We start from the raw sequence: 19365 nt of genomic DNA on the forward strand, positions 1-19365 counted from the left end.
TTCGCGGCCCCTCCCGGCCGTTGCACACCGCGCTGTCGCTTCTGGTCCGGGCCCGCTCGAAGGGGTTTGTCTAGGCAGCGGGCAGCCGAACCCTAAACCTTCGCACAGTATCTACGACAGGTCGGGGTACCGCGCCGTCCGAGACATCACAGTCTCGTGAGGATTGTGCGCGACGTGCGCTTCGCAACCGGAACGCCCTACTGTCCCGCCCCACCCGTGCCGGGTGTCACACCCGGGGCAGGGACTCCACCCCGATGCCGCCCTCGATCGCCAGGATCCGGTGCAGCCGGGTGGCCACCAACAGGCGCTGCATCTGCGGCGGTACGCCGCGCAGCACCAGGCGTCGGCCGCAGCGGCCGGCCCGCCGGTGGGCCCCCATGATCACCCCGAGTCCGGTGGCGTCCCAGAACTCCAGCTCGGACAGGTCGAGCACCAGATCGCCGACTCCGTCGTCGACGGCCGAGTGCAGGACCGTGCGGGCGTCCGCCGCGCTGCGGACGTCGAGGCGGCCCCCGACGACCAGCTCGGCGTGGTCGCCCCTGATGTGCATATCGCTCCCCTAAGCGTGCGTTCGTGCTCCGCGTGTGTGGTCTGCGTAGGTGCCTGTGTCTGTGTTTGCTATGAGTCTTCGCTGTGGCACGTGATGCAACCTCTGACTGCGTTGAGCGGCCAGAGGTTGCCGTCTGTAAGCGAACCGATACCGAATTCACCCCATCGCGTGATGCGTCCGGGGGCTGCGCGGTGGTCTACGAAACCTCAGTAGCTGTAAAAGCCTTGCCCGCTCTTGCGGCCGATGTCACCCGCGTCCACCATCCGGCGCATCAGCTCCGGCGGCGCGAACTTCTCGTCCTGGGACTCGGTGTAGATGTTGCTGGTGGCGTGCAGCAGGATGTCGACGCCGGTGAGGTCGGCCGTGGCGAGCGGGCCCATGGCGTGACCGAAGCCCAGCTTGCAGGCGAGGTCGATGTCCTCGGCGGTGGCGACACCCGACTCGTAGAGCTTGGTGGCCTCGACGACGAGCGCCGAGATCAGCCGGGTGGTGACGAAGCCGGCGACGTCGCGGTTCACGACGATGCAGGTCTTGCCGACGGACTCGGCGAACTCTCGCGCGGTGGCGAGGGTTTCGTCGCTCGTCTTGTAGCCGCGCACGAGCTCGACGAGCTGCATCATCGGCACCGGCGAGAAGAAGTGCACGCCGACGACCCGCTCGGGGTGCGCCGTGGCCGCGGCGATCTTGGTGATCGGGATGGCGGAGGTATTGGAGGCGAGCACGGTGTCCTCGCGCACGATCTTGTCGAGCGCGCGGAAGATCTCGTGCTTGACCTCCAGCTTCTCGAAGACGGCCTCGACGACGACGTCCGCGTCGGCGGCCGCGTCCAGGTCGGTGGTGGCGGTGATGCGGGCGAGGGCCGCGTCGGCGTCGTGCGCCTCCAGCTTGCCCTTGCTGACGAACTTGTCGTACGACGCCTTGATGCCGTCGGTGCCTCGCTTGAGCGCCTCGTCGGTGACGTCACGCAGAACCACGTCCCAACCCGCCTGAGCAGAGACCTGGGCGATACCGGAACCCATGAGACCGGCCCCGATGACGGCGAGCTTCCGTGCCACTGACGACTCCCCTTTGAATCACGGCAGCATTACTGCGATTGTGCGCTTACACGCTGCTTACGATTGGCTTCTGCGGCGGACCTTAGCGCTCGTCGGGGACTGTGTGACCGGTTAGTAACGCGAGTCACGTCTCATCTGACGGACATCACACCGGCGCCGGTCATTCCGCGCCCCGGACGGCGTAGTTGAGCACGCTCGCGCTCAACAGCTCCTCGATGTCGTCGAGAAGCACGAGTACCTCCCGTGACACTTTGCCCGGATTGCGCCCGGCCACCATCTCCCGTCCGATGTGGACGAACACCGTCTGGTGGATCCAGGCGATCTGACCGGCGATCAGCCCCGGCAGCGGGTCTGCGGCGTCCGCGCCGACCTCCTCGCGCAGGGTCGCCTCCAGGTCGTCGTGGATCTCCTGCTGCAGGCTCCACAGCCGGGAGCGCAGCGGCGGCGCCTCGTGGATGCAGCGCATGAAGCGGTCGTAGCCCTCCATGAGGCCGACCCTGGGCGAGACCGCCTCGACGTCGGCGCGCAGTTCGCGCAGCACGGCCCGGGCGGCCGACTCTCCCTTCGCCCGGCCGCGCACCCAGTGGGAGAGCTGCTCGACGACGCCGGCGGAGCGGTCGAAGAAGAGGTCCTCCTTCGCCGGGAAGTAGTTGTAGACGGTGTTCACGGAGACGTCGGCGGCCTCCGCCACCTCCGCGATCGTCACGGTCACGAACCCGTGCTCCAGGAACAGTCCGGTGGCGATGTCCGAGATCCGCTGTCTCGTCTCGCGCTTCTTCCGCTCCCTGAGCCCTTCCGCCATGGCTCCCATCCTAACTTCAGTGGGACCTCTTAAACTTTGGGGTCATTGCAAAATTTAAGAGACTCTGTTTTTCTGGGCCCATGACCATCATCAGTACGGCCGGACTGGCCCGTACCTTCCGGACGAAACTCGGCCCCGTCGAGGCCGTCCGCGGCATCGACCTGACCGTGCGCGAGGGCGAGATCCTCGGCTTCCTGGGCCCGAACGGCGCGGGCAAGACGACGACCCTGCGGATGCTCACGACCCTGCTGGCGCCCACCGGCGGCGCGGCCACCGTCGCCGGCCACGACCTCGCGACCGACCCCGCGGGAGTGCGCCGGGTGTGCGGGTACGTGGCGCAGTCGGGCGGGGTGGACACCCAGATCACCGTGCGGGAGGAACTGATCACCCAGGGTCGCCTCTACCGACTGACCAAGGCGCAGGCCGCCGGGCGGGCCGAGGAGTTGGCGCACGACCTGGGTCTGAGCGACCTCCTGGACCGCAAGGCCGGCGCGCTCTCCGGCGGCCAGCGGCGCCGCCTCGACATCGCGCTGGCGCTCACGCACCGCCCGAAGGTGCTCTTCCTCGACGAGCCGACGACGGGACTGGACCCCGGCAGCCGGGCCGACCTGTGGGACCTGATCCGGCGGCTGCGCGACGAGCACCGCACCACGGTGTTCCTGACCACTCACTACCTCGACGAGGCCGACGCCCTCTCCGACCGGCTCGTCGTCGTCGACAAGGGCGTGGTCGTCGCGGAGGGCACGCCGAGCGCGCTGAAGCTGCGATACGGCGGCTCGATCGACGCCTCGCTCCAGGAGACCTTCCTCGCCATCACCGGCCGCAGCGCAACTCCGGCCGACGCCGCCCCCGTAGCCGTATAGGAATCCCGAGAAGATGCTGCTGCACGACACGGCCCTCATCTACGGCCGCTATCTCCGCCAGTCCCTGCGCTCCCGCTTCGCCCTGCTGTTCGGTGTGCTGATGCCGCTGCTGTATCTGCTGTTCTTCGGTCCGCTGCTGACGGATCTGCCGCTGGGCGGACAAGGCAGCTCCTGGCAGGTGCTGGTCCCCGGGCTGCTGCTCCAACTCGGGCTGTTCGGGGCGTCGTTCGCCGGATTCTCGATCATCATCGAGAAGAGCCAGGGGGTGGTGGAGCGGATGCGGGTGACGCCGGTCAGCCGCCTCGCCCTGCTGCTGGGACGCGTGCTGCGGGACGCCACGGTGTTCGTCTTCCAGGCGGTGCTGCTGGTCCTGGCCGCGCTGGCGATGGGCCTGCGGGCTCCGCTGCCCGGCGTCCTGATCGGCTTCGCGTTCGTCGCGCTGCTGACGGTGTCGCTGGCCTCGCTGTCGTACGCGCTCGCCATGAAGGTCAGCACCCCGCAGGAGTTCGGGCCGGCGATCAACGCCATGACGATGCCGATGATGCTGCTGTCGGGCCTGATGCTCCCGATGACGCTGGGACCGAGATGGCTGGACGTCCTGTCCCACTTCGTGCCGTTCCGCTATCTGGTGGACGCGGTGCGGGACGCGTACGTCGGCTCCTACGCCTCGGCGCACATGCTGTACGGCGCCCTGGTCGCCGTCGCCTTCGCCGCGCTGTCCGTGACGGTCGGCACACGCGTGTTCCGAACGGCCGGGGCGTAACTAGGCTGACCTCATGGTCAATCTGACACGCATCTACACCAGGACCGGCGACCAGGGCACCACCGCCCTCGGCGACATGAGCCGGGTCGCCAAGACCGATCTGCGGATCTCGGCGTACGCCGACGCCAACGAGGCCAACGCCGTGATCGGCACGGCGATCGCGCTGGGCGGCCTGGAAGAGGAGGTCGTCAAGGTCCTCACCCGCGTCCAGAACGACCTGTTCGACGTGGGTGCGGACCTGTCGACGCCGGTGGTGGAGAACCCGGAGTTCCCGCCGCTGCGCGTCGAGCAGTTCTACATCGACAAGCTGGAGGCGGACTGCGACCGCTTCAACGAGCAGTTGGAAAAGCTCCGCTCCTTCATCCTCCCCGGCGGCACCCCGGGCGCGGCCCTGCTGCACCAGGCCTGCACGGTCGTCCGCCGGGCCGAACGCTCGACCTGGTCGGCCCTGGAGGTCCACGGCGAGACCATGAACCCCCTGACGGCGACCTACCTCAACCGCCTGTCCGACCTCCTGTTCATCCTCGCGAGGACCGCGAACAAGGAGGTCGGGGACGTGCTGTGGGTGCCGGGCGGGGAGCGCTGAGCGGCCTGGGCGGCGACGCGCCCCGAAGGGGCGCGGGGAACTGCGCGACCAGCCACGACGGGCCCGCAGGCGATCGACGGCCCGTCGCGGCACATCCCCCGGAGCGCTGGGCACTCATCTCCGGGCCTGCTCCTTCGAGGTGACGAACCGGTCGGCGGGCCCGGGCTCGCCCTTGGGCTGCTTGGGCCAGATCAGGTAGGCCAGCGCGACCAGGCCGTGGATGCCGGCGGCGCGCAGCGCAACCCACTGGAAGGAACGCAGGGACGAGGTGTCACCGTCCCCGACGTACCAGACCGCGCCCTGGAGAAGGGCACAGGCCACGGCTGCCGCGAGCAACGTACGAAGCCACAGTCCGCCCTCGTGCCGGGCGCGTGCCATGCCGTACTGCGGTGGCTTGGGCGGGCGCGGGGCGCCGGCCAGGCGGTGCGCGGCGTGGCCGTCCAGCCAGCGGATCGTGTAGTGGCCGTACGCCACGGTGTAGCCGATGTAGATGGCGGCCAGGCCGTGCTCCCAGCCCGGCTCGGCGCCGTTCTTCAGGTCCACCGCGGTGGCCACGAACAGCACCAGTTCCAGCACCGGCTCGCACAGGAGCAGCACCACGCTCGTACGGCGCCACTTCAGCAGGTAGCGGACGGCGAGGCCCAGCGCCAGCAGCACCCAGAAGCCGACCTCGCAGGCGATGATGAGGGCGACGATCACAACATGCTCCCTTCGGTCACCTTTCCAGGCTCCCGTCGGGACCGGCCGCTTTCGTCGTCGGCGCTGACGAACTCGCGGTACATCGAAAGATGCAGTCCAGGACCGTTCCCCGGAATCAGGCGCAGGCCGAGCACACCGTGTTGGATGGAGCCATGCTCCTCCCCCGCCCGCACCGCTTCGACGTGTACATCGCCGTCGGCGGGCTGCTCGGCGGCCTGCTGCTGGTGGGCATCGGCCTGGGCACCCGGCCCTCCGACGACCCGATCACGCTCTTCGACGGCCCCTGGCCGATCCTGGTGCCGCTCGGCGTCATGTCCTGCTGCGAAATGCTGCGCCGGGCGGCCCCGCGCACGGCCCTGCTGACCGGCTCGGTCGCGATCTGCGCGGACGTCGTGACCCAGGGAAACCTGGCCACGGTCCTGATGTTCACCGACATCGTCTACGCGGCCGTGCTGTACGGCCCGCTCGCCTCCGCCCGCCGCATCCAGTGGATCACCGGCCTGCTCACGGTGGCCGCGACACTGGTGCCGTTCGCGGTGTGGCGCACACCGGAGGCGCTGCTGATCGGCGTGGTCGTCGGTGTCGTGGCGTACGGCCCCGCCGCCACGGGCTGGATCGTGCGCAACCACCGTGACGCCGCCGAGGCCGCCCGGCTGCGCGCGGAGCAGACCGCGCTGCTCGCCGAGATGGACCGCGCTCAGGCGGTCGTCGCCGAACGCTCCCGCATGGCCCGCGAGTTGCACGACATGGTCGCCAACCATCTCTCCGCCATCGCCATCCACTCCACGGCCGCGCTCTCCATCGACGACCCGAAGACCTCCCAGGAGGCGCTGTCGATCATCCGCGAGAACAGCGTCGAGGGGCTCGCCGAGATGCGCCGGCTCATCGGCATCCTGCGTGACTCAAGCGGCGACAAGGAGCCGGTCGCCGCACCCACGCTCGACGGCCTCGACGCACTGGCCGCAGGCGCCCGCACCAACGGCCTCGACGTCCACCTCGAAGCAGACCCCGGCACCGTCCCCGCCCCCGTCGAACTGGCCGCCTACCGCATCGTCCAGGAGTCGCTGACCAACGCCCTCAAGCACGCCTCCCCGGGCCGCGTCACGGTCGCGCTCGCCCAGCGGGGCGGCAGTCTCACCGTCGCCGTGACCAGCCCGTTCGGCGACCGCGACGGGCCGCGCGCGCCCGGTTCAGGTGCCGGGCTGGTCGGGATGCGGGAGCGAGTCGCGCTGCTGGGCGGTGAGTTCGAGGCCGGGCCCGAGGACTCGGCCGACGGCAAGATGTGGGTCGTACGCGCCACGCTTCCGCTGACCGAAGGAGACCCCGCATGATCCGCGTCCTGGTCGCCGAGGACCAGTCCGCCGTCCGCGCCGGGCTGGTCCTCATTCTGCGCAGCGCGCCCGACATCGAGGTGGTCGGGGAGGCGGCGGACGGTGAGCAGGCGGTGGAACGGGCCCGGGAGCTGAGGCCCGACCTGGTTCTGATGGACATTCAGATGCCGCGTCTGGACGGGGTGTCGGCCACCCGTCAGGTCGTCGAGGAGCGGCTCGCGGACGTGCTCGTGCTGACCACCTTCGACCTCGACGAGTACGTCTTCGGGGCGCTGCGGGCGGGCGCGTCCGGGTTCCTCCTGAAGAACACCGACGCCCGCGACCTGCTGGAGGCGGTCCGCACGGTGGCGCGCGGCGAGGGCCTGATCGCCCCGGCCGTCACCCGGCGCCTGATCGCCGAGTTCGCCGCCAAGCCCGAACGGGAGCCGACGGCCGACCCGTCCGTCCTGGACAGCCTCACCCGCCGTGAACGCGAGGTGCTGTCCTGCCTCGGCGAGGGCCTGTCCAACGCCGACATCGCGGCCCGGCTGGGCATGGCCGAGGCGACCGTGAAGACTCATGTCAGCCGGCTGCTGGGGAAGCTTGAGCTGCGCAGCCGGGTCCAAGCTGCGGTGCTGGCGCAGGAGTTGGGTATCTAGAGGTTCGGGAGCGCGGCCGTATACGAGAGTGGTCCAGACCTATTGACCTGTGGTCCAGACCTTTCTATTCTCGCGGCACCGTGGGCGTGAAGGCTCAGTCACGCCCCCAACTCCCCAAGGAGGCGCAGCATGCGCTTCAGACACAGAGCCGTGGCGGGGTTCGCGACCCTGCTGCTCCCGCTGGCCGGTCTGGTCGGCCTCGCGAGCCCGGCCGAAGCCGCCACATCCGCCACCGCCACCTACGCCAAGACCCAGGACTGGGGCTCCGGCTTCGAGGGCAAGTGGACGGTGAAGAACACCGGCACCACGTCCCTCAGCTCCTGGACCGTGGAGTGGGACTTCCCCTCCGGCACCTCCGTCACCTCCGCCTGGGACGCCGACGTCACCTCCTCCGGCACCCACTGGACCGCCAAGAACAAGTCCTGGAACGGCACCCTCGCCCCCGGCGCCTCCGTCTCCTTCGGCTTCAACGGCGCCGGCTCCGGCTCCCCCGCCAACTGCAAGCTGAACGGCGGAAGTTGTGACGGCGGCACCGTCCCGGGGGACGCCGCTCCCTCCGCCCCCGGCACCCCCAGCGCCTCCGACATCACCAACACCTCGGTGAAGCTGTCCTGGAGCGCCGCCACCGACGACAAGGGCATCAAGAACTACGACGTCCTGCGCGACGGCGCCAAGGTCGCCACCGTGACGACGACGTCGTACTCCGACACCGGCCTGACCGCCGGCACCGACTACTCCTACACCGTCCAGGCCCGCGACACCGCCGACCAGACGGGCCCGGTCAGCGGCGCCCGCGCGGTGCGCACCACCGGCGGCACCACCGACCCGCCGCCCACCGGCGACAAGGTCAAGCTCGGCTACTTCACCGAGTGGGGCGTCTACGGCCGCAACTACCACGTCAAGAACCTGGTGAGCTCCGGCTCCGCGTCGAAGATCACGCACATCAACTACGCGTTCGGCAACGTCAAGAACGGTCAGTGCACCGTCGACGACACCTACGCCGCCTACGACAAGGCGTACACCGCCGACCAGTCCGTCAGCGGTGCCGCCGACACGTGGGACCAGCCGCTGCGCGGCAACTTCAACCAGTTGCGTCAGCTCAAGGCCAAGTACCCGCACATCAAGGTGCTGTACTCCTTCGGCGGCTGGACCTACTCCGGGGGCTTCGGCCAGGCAGCGGCCAACGCGGCGGCGTTCGCCAAGTCCTGCAAGGCCGTGGTCGAGGACCCGCGCTGGGCCGATGTCTTCGACGGCATCGACATCGACTGGGAGTACCCGAACGCCTGCGGCCTGACCTGCGACACCTCCGGCCCCGCGGCCATCAAGAACCTGATGTCCGCGCTGCGCACGGAATTCGGCCCGAACTACCTGGTCACCGCGGCCATCACCGCCGACGGCTCCTCCGGCGGCAAGATCGACGCGGCCGACTACGGCGGCGCCTCCCAGTACCTCGACTGGTACAACGTGATGACGTACGACTACTTCGGCGCCTTCAACGCGCAGGGCCCGACCGCGCCGCACTCGCCGCTCACGTCGTACGCCGGCATCCCGCAGGCGGGCTTCAACTCCGCCGACGCCATCGCCAAGCTCAAGTCCAAGGGCGTGGCATCCAAGAAGCTGCTGCTCGGCATCGGCTTCTACGGCCGCGGCTGGACCGGCGTCACCCAGGCCGCCCCCGGCGGGACGGCGACCGGAGCCGCGCCCGGCACCTACGAGGCCGGCATCGAGGACTACAAGGTCCTGAAGAACTCCTGCCCGGCGAACGGCACCATCGCCGGCACGGCCTACGCCTACTGCGGCAACAACTGGTGGTCCTACGACACCCCGTCGACGATCGCCGGGAAGATGTCCTGGGCCAAGAACCAGGGCCTGGGCGGCGCGTTCTTCTGGGAGTTCAGCGGCGACACCGCGGGCGGTGAGCTGGTGACCGCCATCAACAACGGGCTGAGTTAAGCCCGCTAGGCAACATTGACGCGCTGACCGGGCGGGGCTGCCTCAAGCCACGCGAGAAATCCGGTCAGCGCGTCTTCGCTCATGGCGAGTTCGAGACGCGTGCCCCGGTGCAGACAGGTGAGGATCACGGCGTCCGAGAGCAGCGCCAGTTCCTCCTCGCCGTCGGGCAGACGCCGGCCGGCCACCTCGATCGCGGAGCGCTCCAGGATGCGGCGCGGGCGGTAGGCGTAGGAGAAGACGCGGTACCACTCGATGCGGTCGCCGTTGTAGCGGGCGACGCCGTAGCTCCAGCCCTTGCCGCTGGTGTCGGCTTTCTCCGGCACGTCCCAGCGCAGCGAACAGTCGAAAGTGCCGCCCGAGCGCTGGATGAGTCTGCGGCGCAGGCCGAAGACGAACAACCCCAGCACCACAAGGGCGACGACGATTCCGCACACAGTCAGAGCGAGGACCATCGACACCGACCTCCTCGTCTCCTAGGTAACGGAACGGAAAAAACTTCCATATCTGCCTCAGCCGCGACCGGCACCGGATTGCTCCGGTCCCAGCCGCGGCTGAGTGATGTCATCGGGTGCGCTCCCCCAGAGCCTAGACGGCCCGGAAGGTGACCCCGTGGGTCAGCGCGCCGTCGCCGCCCGCAGGCGGACCTCCGCGCGGCGCTCGGCGGACGCGTCGTCGTCCGACTTCGCGCGCTCCAGTGCCCGCTCAGCGCGCTGGACATCGATCTCGTCCGACAGTTCGGCGATCTCGGCCAGCAGCGACAGCTTGTCGTCCGCGAACGAGATGAATCCGCCGTGCACCGCGGCGATGACGGTCCCGCCATCACTCGTACGGATGGTCACCGGGCCCGACTCCAGCACACCGAGCAGCGGCTGGTGACCGGGCATGACGCCGATGTCGCCGGACGTGGTGCGCGCGACGACCAGGGTGGCCTGGCCCGACCAGACCTCACGGTCGGCGGCGACCAGCGCGACGTGCAGCTCAGCAGCCAAGGTGGCTCCTCGGGTCACCACCCGGCGGTTGTGCCGGGTGTTGGTTACAAGTCTAGTAGGCATGGAAGAGGGGGCGGGACGTGCCCCGCCCCCTCATCAAGAGCTCAATGGCTCACGAAGACCGGTACGTCAGGAGACGCCCAGCTCCTTCGCGTTCTTCTTGAGGTCCTCAAGACCACCGCACATGAAGAACGCCTGCTCCGGGAAGTGGTCGAACTCACCGTCGCAGATCGCGTTGAACGCGGTGATCGACTCGTCCAGCGGCACGTCGGAGCCGTCCACACCGGTGAACTGCTTGGCGACGTGGGTGTTCTGGGACAGGAAGCGCTCGACGCGGCGGGCACGCTGGACGACCAGCTTGTCCTCCTCGCTGAGCTCGTCGATACCGAGGATCGCGATGATGTCCTGGAGGTCCTTGTACTTCTGGAGGATCCCCTTGACGCGCATGGCGGTGTTGTAGTGGTCCTGCGCGATGTAGCGCGGGTCCAGGATCCGGGACGTGGAGTCCAGCGGGTCCACGGCCGGGTAGATGCCCTTCTCGGAGATCGGACGGGACAGAACCGTCGTCGCGTCGAGGTGGGCGAAGGTGGTGGCCGGGGCCGGGTCGGTCAGGTCGTCCGCGGGGACGTAGATCGCCTGCATCGAGGTGATCGAGTGACCACGGGTCGAGGTGATGCGCTCCTGGAGGAGACCCATCTCGTCGGCCAGGTTCGGCTGGTAGCCCACCGCGGAGGGCATACGGCCGAGCAGGGTCGACACCTCGGAACCGGCCTGGGTGAAGCGGAAGATGTTGTCGATGAAGAACAGCACGTCCTGCTTCTGCACATCGCGGAAGTACTCCGCCATGGTCAGACCGGCGAGGGCCACGCGCAGACGGGTGCCCGGGGGCTCGTCCATCTGACCGAAGACCAGCGCGGTCTTGTCGATGACGCCCGACTCGCTCATCTCGTCGATGAGGTCGTTGCCCTCACGGGTGCGCTCGCCGACACCGGCGAACACCGACACACCGTCGTGGTTGTTGGCGACGCGGTAGATCATCTCCTGGATGAGCACCGTCTTGCCGACGCCGGCGCCGCCGAACAGACCGATCTTGCCGCCCTTGACGTACGGGGTCAGCAGGTCGATGACCTTGACGCCGGTCTCGAACATCTCGGTCTTCGACTCGAGCTCGTCGAAGTTCGGGGCCTTGCGGTGGATGGACCAGCGCTCGCCGTCGTACTTCTCGTCGACGTTCAGCACCTCACCGAGGGTGTTGAACACCTTGCCCTTGGTGAAGTCGCCGACCGGGACGGTGATGCCGTCGCCGGTGTCGGTGACCGGGGCCTGGCGGACCAGGCCGTCGGTGGGCTGCATGGAGATGGTGCGGACCAGGCCGTCACCCAGGTGCTGGGCGACCTCCAGGGTCAGCGTCTTCTTCTCGCCCGCGTTCGCCGGGTCGGCGACCTCGACGTGGAGGGCGTTGTAGATCTCCGGCATCGCGTCGACGGGGAACTCCACGTCGACGACCGGGCCGATGACCCGGGCGACGCGGCCCGTGGCCGTCGCGGTCTCAACAGTGGTGGTCATTAGCGGTCACTCCCCGCGGTCGCGTCGGCCAGGGCACTGGAGCCACCGACGATCTCGCTGATTTCCTGGGTGATTTCGGCCTGGCGGGCCGCGTTGGCAAGACGGGAGAGCGTGTTGATCAGCTCGCCCGCGTTGTCGGTGGCCGACTTCATCGCGCGCCGCGTGGCGGCGTGCTTCGAGGCCGCCGACTGAAGCAGCGCGTTGTAGATACGGCTCTCGACGTACCGCGGCAGCAGGGCGTCGAGGACGTCCTCCGCCGAGGGCTCGAAGTCGTACAGCGGGAGGATCTCGCCCTTGCCGGGCGCCTCCTCCGCGACCTCTTCGAGGCTGAGCGGCAGGAGCTGGGCGTCCAGCGCCTGCTGCGTCATCATCGAGACGAACTCGGTGTAGACGATGTGGAGCTCGTCCACGCCGCCGTCCGCCGTCTCCTTCTCGATGGCCTCGATCAGCGGGGCCGCGACCTTCTTGGCGTCCGCGTACGTGGGCTCGTCGGTGAAACCGCTCCACGACTCCGCGATCTTGCGCTCACGGAAGTTGTAGTGCGCCACACCGCGGCGGCCGACGATGTAGCTGTCGACCTCCTTGCCCTCGCCCTCCAGGCGCGCGGTGAGCTGCTCCGCCGCCTTGATGGCGTTGGAGTTGAAGGCGCCGGCAAGGCCACGGTCGCTCGTCAGGAGCAGCACCGCGGACCGCGTGACCGTCTCGGCCTGCGTGGTCAGCGGGTGCTTGGTGTTCGAGCCGGTGCCGACCGCCGTGACCGCGCGGGTGAGCTCGGTCGCGTACGGCGCGGAGGCCGCCACCTTGCGCTGCGCCTTGACGACGCGCGAGGCGGCGATCATCTCCATCGCCTTCGTGATCTTCTTGGTCGCGGTGACGGATCGGATGCGACGCTTGTAGACCCGGAGCTGGGCTCCCATGAGTCAGGTCCCTTCCTTACGTCACTTGGAGGCGCTGGTCGCCTTCGGGGCGGCCGGAGCGTCCTCGCCGAGCAGCTTGCCGTCCGCGGTCTCGAACTGCTTCTTGAACTCCGCGATGGCGTCGGCGATGGCGGTGAGCGTGTCGTCCGACATCTTGCCGCCCTCCTTGATGGAGGTCATGAGGCCCTGCTCCTTGCGGTGCAGGTACTCCAGCAGCTCCTTCTCGAAGCGGCGGATGTCGGCGACCGGGACATCGTCCATCTTGCCGGTGGTGCCGGCCCAGACGGAGACGACCTGGTCCTCGGTGGACATCGGCTCGTACTGCGCCTGCTTCAGCAGTTCGACCATGCGCTGACCGCGCTCGAGCTGCGCCTTCGACGCGGCGTCCAGGTCGGAACCGAAGGCGGCGAACGCCTCCAGCTCACGGAACTGGGCGAGGTCGACGCGCAGACGACCGGAGACCTGCTTCATCGCCTTGTGCTGCGCGGAACCACCGACTCGGGAGACGGAGATACCGACGTTCAGCGCGGGGCGCTGACCGGCGTTGAACAGGTCCGACTCCAGGAAGCACTGGCCGTCGGTGATGGAGATGACGTTGGTCGGGATGAACGCCGACACGTCGTTCGCCTTGGTCTCGACGATCGGCAGACCCGTCATCGAACCGGCGCCCATCTCGTCGGAGAGCTTCGCGCAGCGCTCCAGCAGACGGGAGTGCAGGTAGAAGACGTCACCCGGGTAGGCCTCACGGCCCGGCGGGCGGCGCAGCAGCAGCGACACGGCGCGGTAGGCGTCGGCCTGCTTCGAGAGGTCGTCGAAGATGATGAGGACGTGCTTGCCCTCGTACATCCACTGCTGACCGATGGCCGAACCGGTGTACGGCGCCAGGTACTTGAAGCCGGCCGGGTCGGACGCCGGGGCGGCGACGATGGTCGTGTACTCCAGCGCGCCGTTCTCCTCCAGCGCACCGCGCACGGACGCGATGGTGGAGCCCTTCTGGCCGATGGCGACGTAGATGCAGCGGACCTGCTTCTTCGGGTCGCCGGAGCGCCAGTTGTCGCGCTGGTTGATGATCGTGTCGACGGCCAGGGCGGTCTTGCCGGTCTGGCGGTCACCGATGACAAGCTGACGCTGGCCACGGCCGATCGGGGTCATCGCGTCGACGGCCTTGTAGCCGGTCTCCATCGGCTCGTGCACCGACTTACGGGCCATGACGCCCGGGGCCTGCAGCTCGAGGGCGCGACGACCGCTGGTCTCGATCTCGCCGAGGCCGTCGATCGGGTTGCCGAGCGGGTCGACGACGCGGCCGAGGTAGCCCTCGCCGACGGCCACGGAGAGCACCTCACCGGTGCGCTGCACCGGCTGGCCCTCCTCGATGCCGCTGAACTCACCGAGGACGATGGCGCCGATCTCGCGCTCTTCCAGGTTGAGCGCGAGGCCGAGGGTGCCGTCCTCGAACTTCAGCAGTTCGTTGGCCATGGCCGAGGGAAGACCCTCGACCTTCGCGATGCCGTCGCCGGCAAGGGTGACCGTACCGACCTCCTCGCGCGAGGCCGCGTCCGGCTTGTACGACTGGACGAAGTTCTCCAGCGCGTCCCGGATCTCCTCCGGCCGGATCGTGAGCTCCGCCATCTGGGTTCCCTGCTCTCCTTGTTGGGCCCGAAGTTTCACTTGGGGGGATGGGGACTCCCCCCTGAAAGAGGTGAATCCTCTGCACGGCCCAACATGGGCCGTCGTAAGTACGTATTGCTATGAAGTTGCTGCTAGCCCGCCAGTCGGCGGCCGGCGTCCTCGATGCGGTCCGCGAGGGAGCCGTTGATGACCTCGTCACCGACCTGCACGCGGATACCGCCGACGACCTCGGGGTCCACGTCGATGTTGAGGTGCATCGTGTGGCCGTAGAGCTTCCCGAGAGCGGCACCCAGGCGCCGCTTCTGCGTGCCGCTCAGCGGCACCGCCGAGGTGACCACGGCGACCAGGCGTTCCCGGCGCTCGGCGGCGAGCTTGGACAGGGACTCCAGTCCCGACTCCAGGCTACGTCCACGCGGCGCGGTCACAAGACGCGTCACCAGACGCTCCGTGGTCGCCTTGGCCCGGCCGCCGAGCAGGCTGCGCAGCAGCTCGCTCTTGGCCGAGGTGGTGGCGGCGCGGTCGGTGAGCGCGGCGCGCAGCTCGGTGCTGCCGGACACGATCCGGCCGAACCGGAACAGCTCGTCCTCGACGTCGTCGAGCGTGCCCGCCCTCTGCGCGGCGGTGAGGTCGGCGGTGTCCGCCAGCTCCTCCAGCGCGTCCACCAGGTCGCGGGACTGCGACCAGCGGGAACGCACCATGCCGGCCAGCAGGTCAGCGGTCTCGCCGCCGACCTGGCCACCGAGCAGGCGCTGGGCCAGCTCGGCCTTGGCCTCGCCGGCCTGCGCCGGGTCGGTCAGGACCCGACGCAGCGACACCTCGCGGTCGAGCAGCGCGGTGACGGCGGCCAGCTCGTCGGCGAGCCGTCCGGCGTCGACGGACGTGTTGTCCGTCAGCGCGTCGAGTCGCTCGCGTGCGGCTGCCAGGGCCTCGCGGCTCGCTCCGTTCATCGTCCGGCCTCGGCCTTCTCCTCGAGCTCGTCGAGGAAGCGGTCGATGACGCGGCTCTGCCGGGCGTGGTCCTCGAGGGACTCGCCGACGAGCTTGCCTGCCAGGTCGGTGGCGAGCTTGCCGACGTCCTGGCGCAGCGCGGACGACGCGGCCTTGCGGTCGGCCTCGATCTGGGCGTGACCGGCGGCGACGATCTCCTCGCGCTGCCGCTGGCCTTCCGCGCGCATCTCGGCGATGAGCGTGGCGCCCTGCTCCTGCGCCTCCTGGCGCAGACGCGCGGCCTCGTGCCGGGCCTCGGCGAGCTGGGCCTTGTACTGCTCCAGAACGCTCTGTGCCTCGGTCTGGGCGGCCTCGGCCTTCTCGATACCGCCCTCGATGGCCTCGCGGCGCTCTTCCAGAACCTTGTTGATGTTCGGGAGGAGCTTCTTGGCGAGGAAGCCGAAGACGATGACGAAGGCGAGGAGGCCGATGACAAGCTCAGGGATCGGCGGGACGAGAGGGTTCTCCCCCTCGCTCGCCGCGATGAGCAGGTGGCTCATGTGAGTGCCTTTCGTCTAGTCGGCTGGACTGGTGTGGTGGCTCAGTAGCCGTAGACGAACGGCATGACCAGACCGATCAGGGCGAGCGCCTCACAGAAGGCGAAGCCCAGGATCTGGTTGGCACGGATCAGGCCGGCAGCCTCGGGCTGACGGGCAAGCGCCTGGGTGCCGTTACCGAAGATGATGCCGACGCCGACGCCCGGGCCGATCGCGGCGAGGCCGTAACCAATGGAGCCGAGGGAGCCTTCGACAGCAGCAAGGGTCGCAGACATGCCAGTTCTTCCTTTTCTTTACGGACCGGTGGGGGTTGGCCACCGGACGATCTGTGGAGGTGGGAGGGCGTTGGCTCAGTGGTGCTCGGCGAGAGCGCCCTGGATGTAGGTGCACGTCAGCAGGACGAACACGTACGCCTGCAGGGCCTGGATGAACAGCTCGAAGGCAGTCATCACGATGACCATCACGAACGAGACACCCGCGTAGGCGATGCCGAAGCCGTTCAGCATGTACCAGCTAGCGATCGTGAAGAGCAGCAGCAGGGTGTGACCGGCGAACATGTTCGCGAACAGTCGCACGGCGTGGGTGAACGGCCGGATCAGCAGGTTCGAGAAGAGCTCGATCAGCATGGCCAGCGGAAGCACCGCGCCGAGCGACTTGTCGTAGCCCGTGACGTTCTTCCAGAAGCCGACGAAGCCGTGCCGCTTGAACGTCAGGGACACCCACAGGATGTAGACGATCAGGGCCAGGACCAGCGGATACGAGATGATCGAGGTGACCGGGAACTGGGCGATCGGAATGATCGACCAGAGGTTCAGCATCCAGACGAAGAAGAACAGCGAGACGACGAGCGGTACGTACTTCTCGCCTTCCTTCTTGCCGATGGTCTCGTAGACGACACCGCGCCGGATGAAGTCGTAGCCAGCCTCGGCGACCATCTGCAGCTTGCCCGGGACCACCTGCGGCCTGCGGAACGCGGCCCAGAAGAAGCCCACGATGATGATCGAGCCGAGCAGCGCCAGCAGCATCGTCTTGTTGAAGTACACGTTGCTGTCGCCGTCACCCCACAGGGGCTGGAACATGAACGAATGCAGGCCCGGAGACACATCGGCGAAGCCACACCCGTCGAACAGGTGGCAGTCGGTCTCGAAGGCGAGCACCTGCGTCGGGTCAGCACTCACCGCGGGCTCCTTCAGCGTGGCGCATAGGTACGGCAACCTCGTTGTGTCGGCGCGGCGCGCAGCCGCGGTTCGGCACGGGACTGGTGTTACGGATGTGGGGGCGGCTGTGGGGCATCAAGCCTCGCGATTGAGCAGGCGTCAGCTCAGATGCCCGCGCCCGCGATGCCGCAGTTGGCACCGGACGATAGCAGGACTTCTCAAGCGCCTTTATCCCACCCCTACCTCTCACGACGAGTGCCCCGTCTTTTCGGACTTGCCGTCCTTCGAGGAGGTGTCCGAATCGGGTTCGACGTAGAGGATCTTGGCCTTCATGTGGGCACGCGTCTGCATGGCGATCCACACCAGGGTGGTGCCGAGCAGTGTGAACGCGAAGACCCGGGGGTTGAACAGCGTCGTGTTCTTGAACGCGGCCATGAAGATGAACAGCAACAGGATCTGCGCCGCGTACAGCATCAGGCCCATTGCCTGGAACAGATGCGGAAGCGATTTGGCAGTGCGCTGAAGTACGTAGAGGCCGATCCCCATGAAAAGGATCACGACCAGCGTCGCGACGACGGCCCCGATCGCTCCCTTGCCACCGGCGACCACGCCACTGACGACGGCGGCAACAGCACCGGCGACGGCTGTGGGCACGGCGGCCTGGAGCAGGGTGCGGGCGTCATTGGACGGCATGGCGGCAACTCCGCTTTCACGGTGGGGGCAGGGTGTCGTCATGGACGAGCGTAGTCCCGGGCTGAGAGAGAACCTCACGCCGGGTGGACCGTCGCACTTCGGTCCTTCGGCTCTGTCCCGGGTTCTCGTGAACCGTATCACAAACTATTTGATGAGGTCTTTACCTGGATCGTGTGCTCGGTGTCACACATGAGAGTGAAGGTGCGCGTCTGTGCAGAAACACTGCCGACATGTCTGGTATTGGGGTGCTTCGTTCCCCCATGACTTGGCAATGCTCTAGTCAGATTCTTACCTTGAGGCTTCTCTCACCTTGACCGTCAGCGCGACGTTCCGGCTTTACGCCGGTCCAGGGTCCGCGAACGAGCGCCGATCGCGGTCGCTCCGTTGACGCGCGAGACCCCTGCGGCGACCGGAGTACGCGGCTGCTCCTCGGACTCGGCGACCGCGGTCTGCGGTGTGGCGGCCGCGGGCTCGGCGACCGCCCCGCCCCGGCGGTAGCGCGGCGGCACGAAGTGCTCCGCCCAGCGCGGGGCGCGGGGCGTGAAGCGCGGCAGAAGAAGCAGGACCAGGCCGATGAAGCTGAGGAACACCACGCCGAGGACGATCCACATGGACGCCGAGTTCACCGAGTAGGCGAGGGCGCCGAAGGCGATCAGCGCCGACCAGAAGTACATGATCAGCACCGCGCGGCTGTGGGAGTGGCCGATCTCCAGCAGGCGGTGGTGCAGATGGCCGCGGTCGGCGGCGAACGGCGACTGGCCGCGCCAGGTGCGGCGCACGATCGCCAGCACCAGGTCGGCGGCGGGAATCGCGATGATCGTCAGCGGCAGCAGCAGCGGGATGTAGACGGGCACCGTCTGGTGCACGGCCGCCTTCTCGGAGCCGGCGAACAGCTTCAGCGCGTCCGGGTCGACCTGTCCCGTGATGGAGATGGCGCCCGCGGCGAGGACCAGGCCGATCAGCATCGAGCCGGAGTCGCCCATGAAGATGCGCGCGGGGTGCATGTTGTGCGGCAGGAAGCCCAGGCACATGCCCATCAGGATCGCCGAGAACAGGGTGGCCGGGGCGGCGGCCTCGATGCCGTACGACACCCAGACGCGGTAGGCGTAGAGGAAGAACGCCGCCGACGCGATGCACACCATGCCGGCCGCGAGGCCGTCCAGGCCGTCGACGAAGTTGACCGCGTTGATGGTGATGACGACCAGGGCGACGGTGAGCAGGGTGCCCTGCCACTGGGTCAGCGCGACGTTGCCGACCGTCGGGATGGGCAGCCACAGGATCGTCAGACCCTGCATGACCATGACGCCGGCGGCGATCATCTGGCCGCCCAGCTTGATCAGGGCGTCGATCTCGAACTTGTCGTCCAGGACGCCGATCAGCCAGATGAGCGCCGCTCCGGAGAGCAGCGCCCGCGGTTCGTTGGACTTCTCGAAGACCGTACTGAGGTTGGTCAGGTGGTCGGCGGCCAGCAGGCCCGCGCACAGGCCGAAGAACATGGCGATACCGCCGAGCCGCGGAGTCGGTTCGCGGTGCACGTCGCGTGCCCGGATCTGCGGCATGGCTCCGGCCACGATCGCGAACTTACGTACCGGCCCTGTCAGCAGATACGTCACCGCGGCCGTGATGCAGAGCGTCAGCAGGTATTCACGCACGGGCTTCCCCACAAGTCTCGCTGGCCATCTCAGCCCCAC

At 68.3% G+C, this 19365-nt stretch carries 21 protein-coding genes; 6 read left to right on the forward strand and 15 right to left on the reverse strand.

What is annotated here, in order from left to right:
- Window positions 1-226: 226 nt before the first annotated feature.
- From ACZ69Q_RS21010 to ACZ69Q_RS21020, 3 genes are all read right to left on the reverse strand, one after another.
- Window positions 227-550 (reverse strand): STAS domain-containing protein, encoded by a 324-nt coding sequence (locus ACZ69Q_RS21010; RefSeq protein ID WP_019760944.1) that lies wholly within the window; start codon window positions 548-550, stop codon window positions 227-229.
- A gap of 206 nt (window positions 551-756) precedes the next feature.
- Window positions 757-1605, reverse strand: a complete 849-nt coding sequence (locus ACZ69Q_RS21015; RefSeq protein WP_471043905.1) for a 3-hydroxyacyl-CoA dehydrogenase family protein — start codon at window positions 1603-1605, stop codon at window positions 757-759.
- A gap of 160 nt (window positions 1606-1765) precedes the next feature.
- The gene (locus ACZ69Q_RS21020; RefSeq protein WP_471043907.1) at window positions 1766-2407 is read right to left on the reverse strand and encodes a TetR/AcrR family transcriptional regulator; all 642 of its coding nucleotides are present in this window, start codon (window positions 2405-2407) and stop codon (window positions 1766-1768) included.
- 80 nt (window positions 2408-2487) lie between these two features.
- On the opposite strand from ACZ69Q_RS21020, the gene ACZ69Q_RS21025 reads away from it, so the two are divergent.
- The 3 genes from ACZ69Q_RS21025 to ACZ69Q_RS21035 are packed head-to-tail and all read left to right on the forward strand — an operon-like array spanning window position 2488 to window position 4619.
- Window positions 2488-3270, forward strand: coding sequence for an ABC transporter ATP-binding protein (locus ACZ69Q_RS21025; RefSeq protein ID WP_471043910.1), 783 nt, complete (start codon window positions 2488-2490; stop codon window positions 3268-3270).
- 13 nt (window positions 3271-3283) lie between these two features.
- Window positions 3284-4033 (forward strand): ABC transporter permease, encoded by a 750-nt coding sequence (locus tag ACZ69Q_RS21030; RefSeq protein ID WP_471043912.1) that lies wholly within the window; start codon window positions 3284-3286, stop codon window positions 4031-4033.
- 13 nt (window positions 4034-4046) lie between these two features.
- Entirely contained in the window at window positions 4047-4619 is a 573-nt protein-coding gene (locus tag ACZ69Q_RS21035; protein ID WP_471043915.1) for a cob(I)yrinic acid a,c-diamide adenosyltransferase, read from the forward strand.
- A gap of 114 nt (window positions 4620-4733) precedes the next feature.
- On the opposite strand, the gene ACZ69Q_RS21040 is transcribed toward ACZ69Q_RS21035, so the two are convergent.
- Window positions 4734-5318: a hypothetical protein gene (locus tag ACZ69Q_RS21040; protein WP_471043917.1), complete on the reverse strand. Its 585-nt coding sequence runs from the start codon at window positions 5316-5318 to the stop codon at window positions 4734-4736.
- Between the two features lie 152 nt (window positions 5319-5470).
- Here ACZ69Q_RS21040 and ACZ69Q_RS21045 point away from each other — a divergent pair, with 152 nt between their 5' ends.
- From ACZ69Q_RS21045 to ACZ69Q_RS21055, 3 genes are all read left to right on the forward strand, one after another.
- Window positions 5471-6649: a sensor histidine kinase gene (locus tag ACZ69Q_RS21045; protein ID WP_471043919.1), complete on the forward strand. Its 1179-nt coding sequence runs from the start codon at window positions 5471-5473 to the stop codon at window positions 6647-6649.
- Complete coding sequence (locus ACZ69Q_RS21050; protein ID WP_471043921.1) at window positions 6646-7287, forward strand: response regulator; 642 nt, start codon at window positions 6646-6648, stop codon at window positions 7285-7287. The genes ACZ69Q_RS21045 and ACZ69Q_RS21050 overlap by 4 nt, the downstream gene beginning before the upstream one ends.
- 129 nt (window positions 7288-7416) lie before the next feature.
- Window positions 7417-9240 carry a glycosyl hydrolase family 18 protein gene (locus tag ACZ69Q_RS21055; protein WP_471043923.1) on the forward strand — a complete coding sequence of 608 codons (1824 nt, stop codon included), beginning with the start codon at window positions 7417-7419 and terminating at the stop codon, window positions 9238-9240.
- 5 nt (window positions 9241-9245) lie between these two features.
- On the opposite strand, the gene ACZ69Q_RS21060 is transcribed toward ACZ69Q_RS21055, so the two are convergent.
- From ACZ69Q_RS21060 to ACZ69Q_RS21110, 11 genes are all read right to left on the reverse strand, one after another.
- Window positions 9246-9692, reverse strand: a complete 447-nt coding sequence (locus ACZ69Q_RS21060) for a DUF2550 domain-containing protein (RefSeq protein WP_471043925.1) — start codon at window positions 9690-9692, stop codon at window positions 9246-9248.
- A gap of 162 nt (window positions 9693-9854) precedes the next feature.
- The gene (locus tag ACZ69Q_RS21065; RefSeq protein WP_194040551.1) at window positions 9855-10229 is read right to left on the reverse strand and encodes a F0F1 ATP synthase subunit epsilon; all 375 of its coding nucleotides are present in this window, start codon (window positions 10227-10229) and stop codon (window positions 9855-9857) included.
- Between the two features lie 129 nt (window positions 10230-10358).
- Window positions 10359-11795, reverse strand: coding sequence for a F0F1 ATP synthase subunit beta (gene atpD / locus ACZ69Q_RS21070; RefSeq protein ID WP_471043928.1), 1437 nt, complete (start codon window positions 11793-11795; stop codon window positions 10359-10361).
- Complete coding sequence (locus ACZ69Q_RS21075) at window positions 11795-12712, reverse strand: F0F1 ATP synthase subunit gamma (RefSeq protein WP_471043930.1); 918 nt, start codon at window positions 12710-12712, stop codon at window positions 11795-11797. The genes atpD and ACZ69Q_RS21075 overlap by 1 nt, the downstream gene beginning before the upstream one ends.
- 21 nt (window positions 12713-12733) lie before the next feature.
- Window positions 12734-14341 (reverse strand): F0F1 ATP synthase subunit alpha, encoded by a 1608-nt coding sequence (gene atpA, locus ACZ69Q_RS21080; RefSeq protein ID WP_471043933.1) that lies wholly within the window; start codon window positions 14339-14341, stop codon window positions 12734-12736.
- A 131-nt stretch (window positions 14342-14472) separates the two neighbouring features.
- Window positions 14473-15288 (reverse strand): F0F1 ATP synthase subunit delta, encoded by an 816-nt coding sequence (locus tag ACZ69Q_RS21085; RefSeq protein WP_471043936.1) that lies wholly within the window; start codon window positions 15286-15288, stop codon window positions 14473-14475.
- Complete coding sequence (locus ACZ69Q_RS21090) at window positions 15285-15827, reverse strand: F0F1 ATP synthase subunit B (protein WP_471043939.1); 543 nt, start codon at window positions 15825-15827, stop codon at window positions 15285-15287. The genes ACZ69Q_RS21085 and ACZ69Q_RS21090 overlap by 4 nt, the downstream gene beginning before the upstream one ends.
- A 41-nt stretch (window positions 15828-15868) precedes the next feature.
- The gene (gene atpE, locus ACZ69Q_RS21095) at window positions 15869-16099 is read right to left on the reverse strand and encodes an ATP synthase F0 subunit C (RefSeq protein WP_006130155.1); all 231 of its coding nucleotides are present in this window, start codon (window positions 16097-16099) and stop codon (window positions 15869-15871) included.
- A gap of 75 nt (window positions 16100-16174) precedes the next feature.
- Window positions 16175-17002, reverse strand: coding sequence for a F0F1 ATP synthase subunit A (gene atpB / locus ACZ69Q_RS21100; protein ID WP_471043941.1), 828 nt, complete (start codon window positions 17000-17002; stop codon window positions 16175-16177).
- 225 nt (window positions 17003-17227) lie between these two features.
- A complete protein-coding gene (locus ACZ69Q_RS21105; RefSeq protein ID WP_471043944.1) occupies window positions 17228-17674 on the reverse strand; it encodes a hypothetical protein in 447 nt (148 codons plus the stop codon).
- Window positions 17675-17991: 317 nt separating this feature from the next.
- The gene (locus tag ACZ69Q_RS21110; RefSeq protein ID WP_471043946.1) at window positions 17992-19326 is read right to left on the reverse strand and encodes an MraY family glycosyltransferase; all 1335 of its coding nucleotides are present in this window, start codon (window positions 19324-19326) and stop codon (window positions 17992-17994) included.
- Window positions 19327-19365 lie beyond the last annotated feature (39 nt).

The organism is Streptomyces sp. NPDC036764, assembly GCF_055609385.1.

Excerpts from the sequence above, each read along its gene's own strand:
- ACZ69Q_RS21030 (WP_471043912.1), top strand. The coding sequence starts at position 3,284 with ATGCTGCTGCACGACACGGCCCTCATCTACGGCCGCTATCTCCGCCAG.
- atpD (WP_471043928.1), bottom strand. The coding sequence starts at position 11,795 with ATGACCACCACTGTTGAGACCGCGACGGCCACGGGCCGCGTCGCCCGG.
- ACZ69Q_RS21055 (WP_471043923.1), top strand. The coding sequence starts at position 7,417 with ATGCGCTTCAGACACAGAGCCGTGGCGGGGTTCGCGACCCTGCTGCTC.
- ACZ69Q_RS21020 (WP_471043907.1), bottom strand. The coding sequence starts at position 2,407 with ATGGCGGAAGGGCTCAGGGAGCGGAAGAAGCGCGAGACGAGACAGCGG.
- ACZ69Q_RS21060 (WP_471043925.1), bottom strand. The coding sequence starts at position 9,692 with ATGGTCCTCGCTCTGACTGTGTGCGGAATCGTCGTCGCCCTTGTGGTG.
- ACZ69Q_RS21075 (WP_471043930.1), bottom strand. The coding sequence starts at position 12,712 with ATGGGAGCCCAGCTCCGGGTCTACAAGCGTCGCATCCGATCCGTCACC.
- ACZ69Q_RS21025 (WP_471043910.1), top strand. The coding sequence starts at position 2,488 with ATGACCATCATCAGTACGGCCGGACTGGCCCGTACCTTCCGGACGAAA.
- ACZ69Q_RS21045 (WP_471043919.1), top strand. The coding sequence starts at position 5,471 with ATGCTCCTCCCCCGCCCGCACCGCTTCGACGTGTACATCGCCGTCGGC.
- ACZ69Q_RS21090 (WP_471043939.1), bottom strand. The coding sequence starts at position 15,827 with ATGAGCCACCTGCTCATCGCGGCGAGCGAGGGGGAGAACCCTCTCGTC.
- ACZ69Q_RS21050 (WP_471043921.1), top strand. The coding sequence starts at position 6,646 with ATGATCCGCGTCCTGGTCGCCGAGGACCAGTCCGCCGTCCGCGCCGGG.
- ACZ69Q_RS21105 (WP_471043944.1), bottom strand. The coding sequence starts at position 17,674 with ATGCCGTCCAATGACGCCCGCACCCTGCTCCAGGCCGCCGTGCCCACA.
- atpE (WP_006130155.1), bottom strand. The coding sequence starts at position 16,099 with ATGTCTGCGACCCTTGCTGCTGTCGAAGGCTCCCTCGGCTCCATTGGT.
- atpA (WP_471043933.1), bottom strand. The coding sequence starts at position 14,341 with ATGGCGGAGCTCACGATCCGGCCGGAGGAGATCCGGGACGCGCTGGAG.
- ACZ69Q_RS21035 (WP_471043915.1), top strand. The coding sequence starts at position 4,047 with ATGGTCAATCTGACACGCATCTACACCAGGACCGGCGACCAGGGCACC.
- ACZ69Q_RS21010 (WP_019760944.1), bottom strand. The coding sequence starts at position 550 with ATGCACATCAGGGGCGACCACGCCGAGCTGGTCGTCGGGGGCCGCCTC.
- ACZ69Q_RS21085 (WP_471043936.1), bottom strand. The coding sequence starts at position 15,288 with ATGAACGGAGCGAGCCGCGAGGCCCTGGCAGCCGCACGCGAGCGACTC.